Source organism: Citrobacter freundii complex sp. CFNIH9 (assembly GCF_002903305.1).
In the GTDB taxonomy this organism is placed as follows: Bacteria; Pseudomonadota; Gammaproteobacteria; order Enterobacterales; family Enterobacteriaceae; genus Citrobacter; species Citrobacter portucalensis.
In genome coordinates this window covers 3,746,023-3,758,529 of the sequence record NZ_CP026238.1, presented here as the reverse complement: position 1 = coordinate 3,758,529, position 12,507 = coordinate 3,746,023, and the positions used below count along the sequence as shown (strand labels likewise).

12 protein-coding genes are annotated in these 12,507 nt (G+C 54.1%); 6 read left to right on the top strand and 6 right to left on the bottom strand.

The features are described from left to right. Positions 1-365: 365 nt before the first annotated feature. From qseE to glnB, 4 genes are read left to right on the top strand one after another with little or no spacing between them, the layout of a single operon-like run. Complete coding sequence (gene qseE / locus C2U43_RS19190) at positions 366-1,796, top strand: two component system sensor histidine kinase QseE/GlrK (RefSeq protein ID WP_103286014.1); 1,431 nt, start codon at positions 366-368, stop codon at positions 1,794-1,796. A 22-nt stretch (positions 1,797-1,818) separates the two neighbouring features. After that, entirely contained in the window at positions 1,819-2,562 is a 744-nt protein-coding gene (qseG, locus tag C2U43_RS19185; protein WP_032944248.1) for a two-component system QseEF-associated lipoprotein QseG, read from the top strand. Continuing rightward, positions 2,562-3,896, top strand: coding sequence for a two-component system response regulator GlrR (gene glrR / locus C2U43_RS19180; RefSeq protein ID WP_304502732.1), 1,335 nt, complete (start codon positions 2,562-2,564; stop codon positions 3,894-3,896). The genes qseG and glrR overlap by 1 nt, the downstream gene beginning before the upstream one ends. Before the next feature lie 60 nt (positions 3,897-3,956). Continuing rightward, the gene (gene glnB / locus C2U43_RS19175; protein ID WP_002914032.1) at positions 3,957-4,295 is read left to right on the top strand and encodes a nitrogen regulatory protein P-II; all 339 of its coding nucleotides are present in this window, start codon (positions 3,957-3,959) and stop codon (positions 4,293-4,295) included. A gap of 101 nt (positions 4,296-4,396) precedes the next feature. Here the strand turns inward: glnB and hmpA are convergent, their stop codons facing one another. Further along, positions 4,397-5,587, bottom strand: a complete 1,191-nt coding sequence (gene hmpA / locus C2U43_RS19170; protein WP_003037624.1) for an NO-inducible flavohemoprotein — start codon at positions 5,585-5,587, stop codon at positions 4,397-4,399. A gap of 326 nt (positions 5,588-5,913) precedes the next feature. Between hmpA and glyA the strand changes: the two genes are divergently transcribed. After that, a complete protein-coding gene (gene glyA / locus C2U43_RS19165; protein ID WP_003835277.1) occupies positions 5,914-7,167 on the top strand; it encodes a serine hydroxymethyltransferase in 1,254 nt (417 codons plus the stop codon). Between the two features lie 92 nt (positions 7,168-7,259). Here glyA and hcaD read toward each other — a convergent pair whose 3' ends face one another. Genes hcaD through hcaE form a run of 5 tightly spaced genes read right to left on the bottom strand, consistent with a single transcriptional unit; the run spans position 7,260 to position 11,477 of the window. Next, complete coding sequence (gene hcaD, locus C2U43_RS19160; protein ID WP_103285648.1) at positions 7,260-8,462, bottom strand: phenylpropionate dioxygenase ferredoxin reductase subunit; 1,203 nt, start codon at positions 8,460-8,462, stop codon at positions 7,260-7,262. 9 nt (positions 8,463-8,471) lie between these two features. Beyond that, a complete protein-coding gene (hcaB, locus tag C2U43_RS19155) occupies positions 8,472-9,284 on the bottom strand; it encodes a 3-phenylpropionate-dihydrodiol/cinnamic acid-dihydrodiol dehydrogenase (protein ID WP_048215769.1) in 813 nt (270 codons plus the stop codon). After that, positions 9,281-9,601, bottom strand: coding sequence for a 3-phenylpropionate/cinnamic acid dioxygenase ferredoxin subunit (gene hcaC / locus C2U43_RS19150; protein ID WP_032944244.1), 321 nt, complete (start codon positions 9,599-9,601; stop codon positions 9,281-9,283). The genes hcaB and hcaC overlap by 4 nt, the downstream gene beginning before the upstream one ends. Continuing rightward, positions 9,601-10,119 (bottom strand): 3-phenylpropionate/cinnamic acid dioxygenase subunit beta, encoded by a 519-nt coding sequence (gene hcaF, locus C2U43_RS19145; RefSeq protein WP_032944241.1) that lies wholly within the window; start codon positions 10,117-10,119, stop codon positions 9,601-9,603. The genes hcaC and hcaF overlap by 1 nt, the downstream gene beginning before the upstream one ends. Next, complete coding sequence (hcaE, locus tag C2U43_RS19140) at positions 10,116-11,477, bottom strand: 3-phenylpropionate/cinnamic acid dioxygenase subunit alpha (protein ID WP_103285647.1); 1,362 nt, start codon at positions 11,475-11,477, stop codon at positions 10,116-10,118. Before hcaE ends, hcaF begins: the two co-directional genes overlap by 4 nt. A gap of 135 nt (positions 11,478-11,612) precedes the next feature. Here hcaE and hcaR point away from each other — a divergent pair, with 135 nt between their 5' ends. Then, complete coding sequence (gene hcaR, locus C2U43_RS19135; RefSeq protein WP_103285646.1) at positions 11,613-12,506, top strand: DNA-binding transcriptional regulator HcaR; 894 nt, start codon at positions 11,613-11,615, stop codon at positions 12,504-12,506. Position 12,507: the final 1 nt, after the last annotated feature.

The following is a 12,507-nucleotide window of genomic DNA, read 5'->3' as shown; positions in this document are numbered from 1 at the left end:
GCGACAGAGAGAACAAAAAACAGCCAGAATTGTTATTTGTGAAAATAATAATATTTTTCATACTTATCATTGTGTTAATAAAGTGTTTTGAATATTGGCACAGATGCTGCATAATATTAACCAGTGGCTCATTCACCTTCTTATGTCAGCCCCTTCGGGACGTGCTACATAAACTTCGAATGACGCACAACAAGGTGCCTGCCGTCCAACATCTGATATTAGCATTGCTCATATCAACCTCCGGGCGAAACGTCGAGTTAGGCACCGCCTTATTCCACAACAAAGCCGGGTTAATCCCGGCTTTGTTGTATCTGGCGTTCCCCTCAGTTAGCATCAATCTATTCCTGTCCATTGAGAGTAACGCCTTGAAGCGCTGGTCAGTTTTTCCCCGATCTTTACGTCAATTGGTGACGTTGGCCTTCTTGCTTATCCTGCTGCCGTTGTTAGTTCTGGCCTGGCAGGCATGGCAAAGTCTGAATGCCCTGAGCGCGCAGGCTGCGCTGACAAACCGCACCACGCTGATTGATGCCAGACGCAGCGAGGCGATGACCAACGTCGCGCTGGAGATGGAGCGCAGCTATCGGCAATACTGCGTGCTTGATGACCCAACATTGGCCAGGGTCTACCAAAGCCAGCGTAAACGCTACAGCGACATGCTGGATGCGCATGCGGGGGTGTTGCCGGATACCAAGCTCTACCAGGCGTTGCGTCAGGATCTTAACGATCTCGCGCAGTTGCAGTGTAAAAACAGTGGTCCTGACAGTGTGTCGGCTGCACGGCTGGAAGCGTTCGCCAATGCCAATACCGAGATGGTGCAAGCGACGCGTACCGTGGTCTTTTCTCGTGGGCAGCAGTTACAGCAGGAAATAGCCGAACGCGGGCAGTTTTTTGGCTGGCAGGCACTGGTGCTGTTTCTCGTCAGCCTGGCGATGGTCTTGCTGTTTACCCGCATGATTATCGGCCCGGTGAAGGGCATTGAACGGATGATCAACTGTCTGGGAGAAGGGCGCTCGCTGGGGGATAGCGTATTATTTACCGGGCCACGGGAGCTGAGATCCGTGGGGCAGCGTATCATCTGGTTAAGCGAACGTCTCTCCTGGCTTGAGTCGCAACGGCATCAGTTTTTACGCCATCTTTCCCATGAGCTGAAAACACCGCTGGCGAGCATGCGCGAAGGTACCGAATTGTTGGCCGATCAGGTGGTTGGCCCGTTAACACCGGAGCAAAAAGAGGTGGTCGGTATTCTGGATGACAGCAGCCGTAACCTGCAAAAGCTGATTGAACAACTCCTCGATTACAACCGCAAGCTGGCGGATGACGAGGTGGAACTTGAAAGTGTGGAAATCGCGCCGCTGGTGGAAAGCGTTGTTTCTGCGCATAGCCTGCCCGCTCGCGCCAAAATGATACATACTGATGTTGCGCTTGCGGTGAACACTTGCCTGGCAGAACCGATGCTGTTGATGAGCGTGCTGGACAATCTTTATTCCAATGCGGTGCACTATGGTGCTGAATCCGGTAACATTTGGATCCGCAGCAGTTTGCATGGCTCAACGGTATACATCGATGTAATGAATACCGGCACACCGATTCCAGAAGCAGAACAGACCATGATCTTCGAGCCTTTTTTCCAGGGGAGTCATCAGCGAAAAGGGGCGGTAAAAGGAAGCGGGTTGGGGCTAAGCATTGCCAGAGATTGCATCCGCCGTATGCGGGGCAAGCTGTATCTGGTTGATGACCATGCGCAAAACGTTTGTTTTCGCATAGAACTGCCGCTAGCTGCTGCGAAAAATCACTAAAATAAACCTAAGTCTGGTGAGTATGCCATACGTTGTTGTCCGAATGCTTAAACGACATTTTCTTCGTCGCGTCATCCTCGCAAGCCTGCCGTGCCTGGCGCTGGTTGGTTGTGTCCCGAACGCGGTGAATCATATTATCGGCGATCCCTCGCAGGAGAAAATTCCGCCTAATCAACTGGCGGACTACCTTGCAACCGACTGTACGGATATCTGGTCGCTGTCTGGCCAGTCTACAGAAACCAATCCGTTGTACTGGCTGCGGGCGATGGATTGTGCCAATCGCCTGATGCCGGTGCAGGCGCGTAGTGAAGCCAGCACCCTGATGGCAGATACCTGGCAGGGCGCTTTCAGGCGTGGGATCCTGCTCGATAATGCCAACATTACGCCGCCTGAAAGGCGGGAGGCTGTTACGCGCCTCGATGCGTTAAGCCCGCAAATTCCGCCGCAGGTACGCCCGCTGTATCAGGTCTGGCGCAGCAGCCAAACGTTGCAGTTGCAGCTTGCCGAAGAGCGTATGCGCTACAGTAAGCTCCAGCAGGCGTCCGACAGCGATCTCGATACGCTGCGCCAACAGCAACAGCATTTGCAGTCCCAGCTCGATCTCACGACCCGCAAGCTGGAGAATCTGACCGATATTGAGCGCCAGCTTTCCACGCGCAAACCTGGCGGTAACTACAATCCTGATGCGCTGCACGGGAACGATAAACTCACTACGCCTGATAACGAAGAAGGCGCAGCGCCGTCTGCCGATGAGGTTACGCCATGATAAGCCGTAAGCCCGCGCATCTGCTGCTGGTGGATGACGATCCGGGCCTGTTGAAATTACTTGGAATGCGACTGACCAGCGAAGGCTACAGCGTCGTGACCGCGGAAAGTGGGCAGGAAGGGTTACGGGTGCTGAACCGTGAAAAAGTGGATCTGGTTATTAGCGATCTGCGCATGGATGAAATGGATGGCATGCAGCTGTTTACTGAAATCCAGAAAGTACAGCCTGGAATGCCGGTGATTATCCTGACCGCTCACGGCTCCATTCCGGACGCCGTTGCGGCGACCCAGCAAGGGGTGTTCAGTTTCCTCACTAAACCAGTCGACAAGGACGCGTTATATCACGCGATTGACGGGGCGCTGGAACAGTCTGCGCCCGCCACCGATGACAGCTGGCGCGAATCTATCGTTACCCGCAGCCCGCTGATGCTACGCCTGCTGGAACAGGCGCGGATGGTGGCGCAATCGGACGTTAGCGTTTTGATTAACGGCCAAAGCGGGACCGGGAAAGAAGTTTTCGCTCAGGCTATTCACAACGCCAGCCCACGCAGCCAAAAACCTTTCATTGCCATTAACTGCGGTGCGTTGCCGGAACAACTGCTGGAATCAGAACTGTTTGGTCATGCGCGCGGTGCTTTTACCGGTGCGGTGAGCAATCGTGAAGGGCTGTTTCAGGCCGCAGAAGGCGGTACGCTGTTTCTCGATGAGATTGGCGATATGCCTGCGCCGTTACAGGTGAAACTGCTGCGCGTATTGCAGGAACGAAAAGTCAGACCATTGGGCAGTAACCGCGATATCGACATTGATGTGCGGATCGTTTCTGCGACCCACCGCGATTTACCCAAAGCGATGGCACGGGGCGAATTTCGCGAGGATTTGTACTATCGCCTCAATGTGGTGAGCCTGAAGATCCCTGCGCTGGCCGAGCGTACGGAAGATATTCCGCTGCTGGCGAACCATCTGCTGCGCCAGTCTGCTGAACGGCACAAACCGTTCGTACGCGCCTTTTCAACCGATGCCATGAAGCGGTTAATGACCGCCAGTTGGCCGGGCAACGTGCGTCAGCTGGTCAACGTAATTGAGCAGTGCGTGGCGTTGACCTCTTCGCCGGTGATCAGCGACGCGCTGGTGGAGCAGGCGCTGGAAGGGGAAAACACCGCGCTGCCGACCTTTGTTGAGGCGCGTAACCAGTTTGAGCTCAACTATCTGCGTAAGCTGCTGCAAATCACCAAGGGCAATGTGACCCACGCGGCAAGAATGGCGGGGCGCAACCGCACCGAATTCTATAAATTGCTTTCTCGGCACGAGCTGGATGCAAACGATTTCAAAGAATAAATCTGCGGATTATGTTAGCTTTATTCGATCAAAAGACAGGCGACCTTTTCAAGGAATAGCATGAAAAAGATTGATGCGATTATTAAACCCTTCAAGCTGGACGACGTCCGCGAAGCGCTGGCAGAAGTCGGCATTACCGGTATGACTGTGACAGAAGTGAAAGGTTTTGGCCGTCAGAAAGGCCATACCGAGCTGTACCGTGGTGCGGAATATATGGTGGATTTTCTGCCGAAGGTAAAAATTGAAATTGTGGTTACCGACGACATCGTCGATACCTGCGTCGACACCATTATCCGTACTGCCCAGACCGGCAAGATCGGTGACGGTAAGATTTTTGTCTTCGACGTGGCACGCGTTATTCGTATTCGTACCGGTGAAGAAGACGACGCGGCAATCTAAGCCGCGCCGTTAATTTGTAGGCCTGATAAGCGTAGCGCATCAGGCAGAGTGATTGCCGGATGGCGGCGTAAACGCCTTATCCGGCCTACTTGCGTAACACATTACAAGACTTTGTGCGGGCCAAAGCACTCGTAATGAATGTTCTCGTTTTTCACGCCCAGACCGACCAGCTGCTTCGCGGCGAACTGCATGAAACCAACCGGACCGCACAGATAAAACTGCATCGCCGGATCGCTAATTGCGCTTTCCAGTTTGTTCAAATCCATCAGACCTACGCTATCAAAGGCACCTTTCGCACGATCGGCTTCGGTTGGCTCACGATACCAGGTGTGTGCGCTAAAGCGTGGCAGCGTTTTGCCGAGTTCATTGACTTCATCAGCGAAGGCATGCACGTCACCATTTTCTGCCGCGTGGAACCAGTTAACCTGCGCCGTATGCTTCGCTTTTGCCAGCGTATCCAGCATCGCCAGCATTGGGGTTTGTCCCACGCCCGCGGAGATCAGAGATACCGGGGTGTCGGTCGCGACGTCCATAAAGAAATCGCCCGCTGGTGCGGCCAGGTGAACAACGTCGCCAACATTCGCATGGTTGTGCAGCCAGGTTGAAACCTGACCACCGTCTTCACGCTTAACCGCAATACGGTAGCCTTTGCCATCGGGTTTACGGGTCAGTGAGTACTGACGAATTTCCTGATGCGGGAAACCTTCCGGCTTTAACCAGACGCCCAGATATTGCCCCGGATGATATTCAGCCACTGCGCCACCATCGACAGGTTCAAATTCAAAGCTGGTGATAAGTGCACTGCGTGGGGTTTTTGCCACGATGCGGAAAGGACGGGTACCTTCCCAGCCGCCATTTTTATTGGCATTTTCGCTGTAGATTTGCGCTTCACGGTTGATGAAAACGTTCGCCAGCACGCCGTATGCTTTGCCCCACGCATCCAGAACCTCCTGGCCTGGGCTGAACATTTCGTCCAGCGTTGCCAGTAAATGGCCACCCACGATGTTGTACTGCTCGGGTTTAATCTGGAAGCTGGTATGCTTCTGTGCGATTTTCTCAACAGCCGGCAACAGTGCCGCCAGGTTTTCGATATTGCTGGCATACGCGGCAATAGCATTAAACAGCGCTTCACGCTGATCGCCATTACGCTGATTACTCATGTTGAAGATTTCTTTCAGCTCTGGGTTATGCGTAAACATGCGGTCGTAGAAATGGGCGGTCAGCTTCGGGCCTGTTTCAACCAGCAGGGGAATGGTGGCTTTCACTGTAGCGATGGTTTGTGCGTCAAGCATACGGTCTTCCTTTATCTGAGACTTTAATGATGTATGTCAAATACATCTTATAAAAAATACCCCTGCATTGTAAATGGTTCTTTGTAACTTTGCGTTGTAAAGGTTACATCGTGAAAAATCTGCATCACAAACCTGAAAAGAAATCCGTTGAAATTCAGCAGACCTTTGTTCTCCAAAGCCTTGCGTACCTTGAAGGTAATCGTTTGCGTAAAATCCTTTGTCAAGACCTGTTATCGAAGAATGATTCGGTTATACTGTTCGCCGTTGTCCTACGGACCGCCTTTTAAGGCCGAAAATTTTATTGTTAGCTGAGTCAGGAGATGCGGATGTTAAAGCGTGAAATGAACATTGCCGATTATGATGCCGAACTGTGGCAGGCTATGGAGCAGGAAAAAGTACGTCAGGAAGAGCACATCGAACTGATCGCCTCCGAAAACTACACCAGCCCGCGTGTTATGCAGGCGCAGGGTTCTCAGCTGACCAACAAATATGCTGAAGGTTATCCGGGCAAGCGCTACTACGGCGGTTGCGAGTACGTTGATATCGTTGAGCAACTGGCTATCGATCGCGCAAAAGAGCTGTTTGGCGCTGACTACGCTAACGTACAACCGCACTCCGGCTCTCAGGCTAACTTCGCTGTTTACACCGCTCTGCTGCAACCGGGCGATACCGTTCTGGGTATGAACCTGGCACAAGGCGGCCACCTGACTCACGGCTCCCCGGTTAACTTCTCCGGCAAACTGTACAACATCATCCCTTACGGTATTGATGAGTCCGGCAAAATTGACTACGAAGACATGGCGAAGCAGGCCAAAGAGCACAAACCGAAGATGATCATCGGTGGCTTCTCTGCTTACTCCGGCGTTGTTGACTGGGCAAAAATGCGCGAAATCGCCGACAGCATCGGTGCATATCTGTTCGTCGATATGGCGCACGTTGCGGGTCTGATTGCCGCAGGCGTTTATCCGAACCCAGTTCCACACGCACACGTTGTGACCACCACCACCCACAAAACCCTGGCGGGTCCACGCGGTGGCCTGATCCTGGCGAAAGGCGGTGACGAAGAGCTGTACAAAAAACTGAACTCCGCTGTGTTCCCAAGCGCGCAGGGCGGCCCGCTGATGCACGTGATCGCGGCGAAAGCTGTGGCGCTGAAAGAAGCGATGGAGCCTGAGTTCAAGGTTTACCAACAGCAGGTTGCCAAAAACGCCAAAGCGATGGTGGAAGTGTTCCTGAACCGTGGCTACAAAGTGGTTTCTGGCGGTACTGAAAACCACCTGTTCCTGCTAGATCTGGTTGATAAAAACCTGACCGGTAAAGAAGCTGACGCCGCGCTGGGCCGTGCTAACATCACCGTTAACAAAAACAGCGTACCGAACGATCCGAAGAGCCCGTTTGTGACTTCCGGTATCCGTATCGGTTCTCCGGCTGTGACTCGCCGTGGCTTTAAAGAAGCGGAAGTGAAAGAGCTGGCTGGCTGGATGTGTGACGTTCTGGACAACATCAATGACGAAGCTGTTATCGAGCGCGTCAAAGGTAAAGTGCTGGATATCTGTGCACGTTTCCCGGTTTACGCGTAAGTAATACGGATTGCCAGATGGTGGTGTAAACACCTTTTCCGGCCTACAGGTAACTCACATGTAGGCCGGATAAACGAAGTTCTTTCCGGCAGTTATATTGACTTAAGCAAGATTGTTTCATCGATTAAAGTCGCCACCGGCGGCTTTTTCTTTGCCTGAATCCATTTTCTCAATAAACGTATTTCTCGGCCCTGATTCAACGTTACTGCGCCGACAATCACGCCATCCTGTAGGTTAAACCATATTGCTTTCTGCGCATCAGGATCGCCGCGTAGGAGCCAGTTCTCACCCTGCATTTCGCCGACAAACTGTAGATTATCACGGTACTGATCGGTCCAGAACCAGCCCGGCGTTGCTGCTGGCTGCGGTTGATTGAGCATCGCGGCGGCGGCAACCAGTGCCTGAAAATTGGCGTTTTCCCAGCTTTCCACGCGTACTAACGAACCGTCAGCCTGGCGCGTTATCGCTACGTCACCGGCGGCGAAAATCGCGGGATCGGAGGTGGTGCAGGCGGCATCAACGATAATGCCGTTCACTGTCTCCAGTCCCGCTTCGCGGGCCAGCATATCGTTCGCCACGATACCGATACCATAGATCACCGCATCGGCGGTGAGAGTTTCGCCGTTTTGCAGCATGAGCGAGAGACACTCTCCCGCTTCGGCATGCTCAATAGCGCTGTTAAGCAGTACCCGCACGCCCGCAAGTTGGTGGCGGGCTAGCAGGTAGTCGCGCACCGGAGCAGGCGCGTTGCGGCCCATGACCGTTGGCGCCAGCTCCACCACTGTCACCTGACAGCCGCGTTGAGTCGCGCTGGCCGCCAGTTCCAGACCAATGGTGCCCGCACCGACAATGACAATCGACTTGCCCGGCAATAAATTGTCGCGCAGGCGCTCGGCATCGCCCGCGTGGCGCAGGGTGAAGCAACGATCGCCCAGCTTATCCAGTTGCGGAAAGGGGCGTGCCGCAGCGCCCGTTGCAATCAGTAGCCGATCCCATGGATAACTCTGCCCATTAGCCAGCACCAACTGATGGGTTTGGCGGCCGAGCGTCTGCACAGTAACCCCCAGATGCAGCTGTACGTTGTGTTCCCGCCACCAGTCAGCGGGGAGTATCAGCTGAAGTTGCGGATTGTCGTCCAGTAGCATCGCTTTGGAGAGCGGTGGGCGTTCATAGGGCAGATGATGCTCATCGGAAAACAGGTGTAATTCGCCGTCAAAACCTTGTTGGCGCAGTGCAGCGGCAGCCATAGCCGCCGCCTGACCGCCGCCGACGATAGCAATAGTTTTTGGGTTCATAACACCTCCTCAGAGATCCAGTCCGGCAGCGACGTGACGAATACCGCGAATACCCAGACCGGCGTCGGCATTGATCATCACGCCACTTAATGTGCGGTTGTTGCGTTTTGACGCCAGCATTACATACGGGCCGGTAAAATCCGCAGGCTCAGGGAAAAACTGTAGCGGCAAAATAGCGGCGATTTTTTCCGGCGTCAGCGACTGCATAATCGATGTATCGTTTTGTCCCAGCGCCTGCGGGCCGCGTAGATCTGTCGCCATACCGCATGGACCGACACCGTTAACACGAACCTTTGGTGCCAGCTCGTATGCCAGCTGGCGAATCAGCCCGGTAGCCGCATGTTTGCTGGCGGTATACAGCGGGCCGCCGCCGCCGGGATACCACGACGCATTGGACAGGGTAAAGATGATGCTGCCTTCGCTGGCGATAAGTGCAGGGGCACAGGCTTTCGCGCCCAGCAGATAGCCCAGCACGTTGACGTTAAACAGCTCATGAAAGCCGCTCTCCAGCGCATCCGCAGGCGTATTGACCAACGAGGCATTGTGATCCCATATCCCTGCATTTCCGATAAAACAGTCCAGCGTACCGTAATGCGTCAGGATTTGATCTACCGCGCGCTGATAGTCGGCGTAGCAGGTGACGTTGCCTTCGATTGCCAGCACATGTTCGCCAAAGCGCTGACGCAGGCTGGCAACTTTAGCTGGCGACAGCTCCAGTGTGGCGACCCGCGCACCTTCTTCGATGAAACGCTCGACCAGTGCCAGACCAAGACCGGAGCCGCCGCCGGTGATAAAGACCACGTTATCGCGTAAATCGCTCATCTTGCGTCCTCTGGAATATCAACAAACACATCGCTACCGTCTACATATACCGCGTAGGTGGTGAGCGCGTCGGTGGCGGGTAAGCACAACGCCTTGCCGGTTTTCAGGCAAAAACTGGCGGCATGCAGCGGGCATTCCACCGTAGCGTCGTCTTCCAGATAGCCTTCCGACATCGAAGCGTTACCGTGGCTACAGCGATCGTTAATGGCATAGAACTCGCCGCCAACGTTGAACAGCGCGATGACGGGCGAGGTATCAAGCCGGAGCGCTTCACCCTCCGGCAAATCCCCTACGGGGCAGGCATAAACACGACTCATCAGAACAGTACACTCAGGTTATGGGAGGTGATCACCGCTTGATCCAGCACGATCTCACGCTCCAGTAAGCGCCACTCATCGCCCGGCAAACGGCGCACTTTGTCTATGCGCATGCCGACGTAAAAGGTTTCATCGCGCTCTTTTTGCGCGCGATACAGCAGATAATTAAGGCGCACGGCAAAGACGTCGGGAACCCCAGTTTCACTGACCTGGCAGTTGCTGATCAGGTGCCGGGTACGCGACGGTGGCTCTTCCGCCCAGGCCATGCCGGTTTCCAGCCGCGCGATACGACGTTCGAGCTGGTCTTTGTTGTCGTTGAAAATCCAGGTGGTCGGCGGCTGCACGCCTTTGCGACGATCGCGCGTCTGGGCATTGACCGTCGTACGCATGGTGTAGCGAATGTCTTCATCCAGTTGTGCCAGCCAGTCACGAAACTTCCAGTCATCCAGCAGGCTGGCTTCATGGTAGAGAAACTGTGTAATGCGGTGGTGTAGTTCCTGAGAAACTAAGGTGCTCATTTCATCACCTCCTGCTGGTAAGCGGCGGTTTTTTCCTGCACTTCCTGCCAGCTTTCGCTGCTGAGTAAATCGGCCCAGCGCTGATACATGCCGCGCGCGGCGGTTTCCGAAAAGATGTAGTTGGTGATCCCCGGAATGCCGTCTTCACGACGTTTCTCCTGGCCCAGCCCCATTTCCAGACACAATTTGGTGTTGCGTGCGCGATGACCCTTCAGCAGTTTTTGAATTTCACACCAGTTTTCCGAGTCGTCCTGCTCCAGGAATCCGGCGGGGCCAAAAGCCCGCGTGGCGCTGTTTTCAAACGCGGCTTTCACTTCATCAGAGGCGGCTTTATCGGTAATACAGAATGCCCATACTTCAACTTGATCCGGCCCGCGCGGATGCCAGACCCTTAAGGTGGCAGTGCCGTTGAGCCAGGAAAGCGTTGGGAAAATGTTGTTGTGACCGGCCAGACGCAGGGCGCGAACTTTACCCAGACGCTGCTCGGCTTCCACGTAGGTGTCGCGGTAATAGCTGGAGACTTCGCCGTCGACCCAGACGTTGGCATCAGGATTTTCGGTAAAGAAAAATCCGCTACCGTGCCCATCCTGACCGAACTGTAGCGCGTCTTTGGCGGTTTCCCACACCGGGCGGGCGGTTTGTCCGTCGCCCAGGCGTTTATCGCTGCCGTCGTCTTTTGCCCCCAGCACCTGCACGGCCGAGGCATGGCTGAACAGCGCGTGATACTGGTCGCTGGCAAACTGTTCGGCGGGGAATTTCCAGTTACAATCAATGGTCCACTTTTGTACGCCACCGACGATTTCGGTGCCGCCTTCACGACGATCCAGCACACCGTCGAGATACCAGGCGATGTCGCCGAGATAATCGCGCAGCGCAGGCGCGGAGGTATCCCAGTTGCCGAAAATCAGTCCCTTGTAGCTCTCTACGCCAGGAACTTCGTTCAGCCCCCAGTGCGATTTGCACAGCCCTTGCGGGTAGGCGCGCGGTTCCAGTGGCACGTCGATCAGATCGCCGTTAATGCCGTACGACCAGCCGTGATACGGGCAGGTGAAGGCGCGGGTATTGCCGCAGTCGGCGTAGCTGACGCGCATAGCGCGGTGGCGACACTGGTTGAGAAACGCTTTGATGCTGCCGTCTTTCTGGCGAACCACCACAACTGCATCCTCGCCCATGTAGGTGTTAAAAAAATCACCGGGTTTGGGGATTTGGCTTTCGTGGGCGAGAAATAACCAGCAGCGTCCGAAGATGCGCTCCAGCTCCAGTTGGTAAATTTCAGGGTCGGTATAAATTCGTGGGGTTACGCGACCGTTTTGTGTGTCGATCAGTTGGTAGATGTCTAAATTTGAGGGTGTGGTCATATTTTTTAATCCTGAAAGCTAAGATGTATTGACCTTCTTTTTTTGTACCCTAAGGATGTTGCTGGTTAGTTATCAATCTGTGAAATAGTAAATTTCTACCAGTTGAGACATTTTTTCGATAACAAGGAGAAGGGCATGGAACTGAGGCACTTACGCTATTTCGTAGCGGTGGCGCAGGCGCTGAATTTCACCCGAGCGGCAGAAAAGCTGCATACCTCTCAGCCGTCGTTAAGCAGCCAGATCCGCGATCTGGAAACGTGCGTGGGCGTTCCGTTGCTGGTGCGGGATAAACGAAAAGTTGCGCTGACGGCGGCGGGAGAGTGCTTTTTACAAGATGCGCTGGCGATCCTCGAACAGGCGGAAAACGCCAAAGTTCGTGCCCGTAAAACGGTGCAGGAAAATAATCATTTCGCCATCGGTTTTGTCCCTTCCGCAGAGGTAAATCTGCTGCCGAAGGTGCTGCCTTTGTTTCGTTTAAAACAGCCAGATACGCACATTGAGCTGGTGAGTCTGATCACCACCGAACAGGAAGAGAAGATCCTGAGTGGAGAGCTGGATGTGGGCTTAATGCGCCACCCGGTGTACAGCCCGGATCTCGATTATCTGGAGCTGATTCATGAGCCGTTAGTAGTGGTTTTACCGGTGAATCATCCGTTAGCTAATGAGCAAGCAATCTCCGCGGAACAACTACACGGCGTGAATTTTGTCAGCACCGATCCGGCCTACTCCGGTGCGTTAGCGATGATTGTCAAAAACTGGTTTCAGCAGCAAAAAAGCCAGCCCAACATTGTGCAGGTGGCAACCAACATTCTGGTGACCATGAACCTGGTCGGCATGGGGCTGGGGGTGACTTTGATACCCGGTTATATGAATAATTTTAATACCGGACAGGTGGTTTTCCGCCCTATTGTTGGCGATGTACCGACCATTGCGCTGTTGATGGCGTGGAAAAAAGGGCCAATCAAACCGGCGTTGACCGATTTTATCGCCACGGTACATGAACGTTTAGCGGTGAGCCTGACGGAGTAAT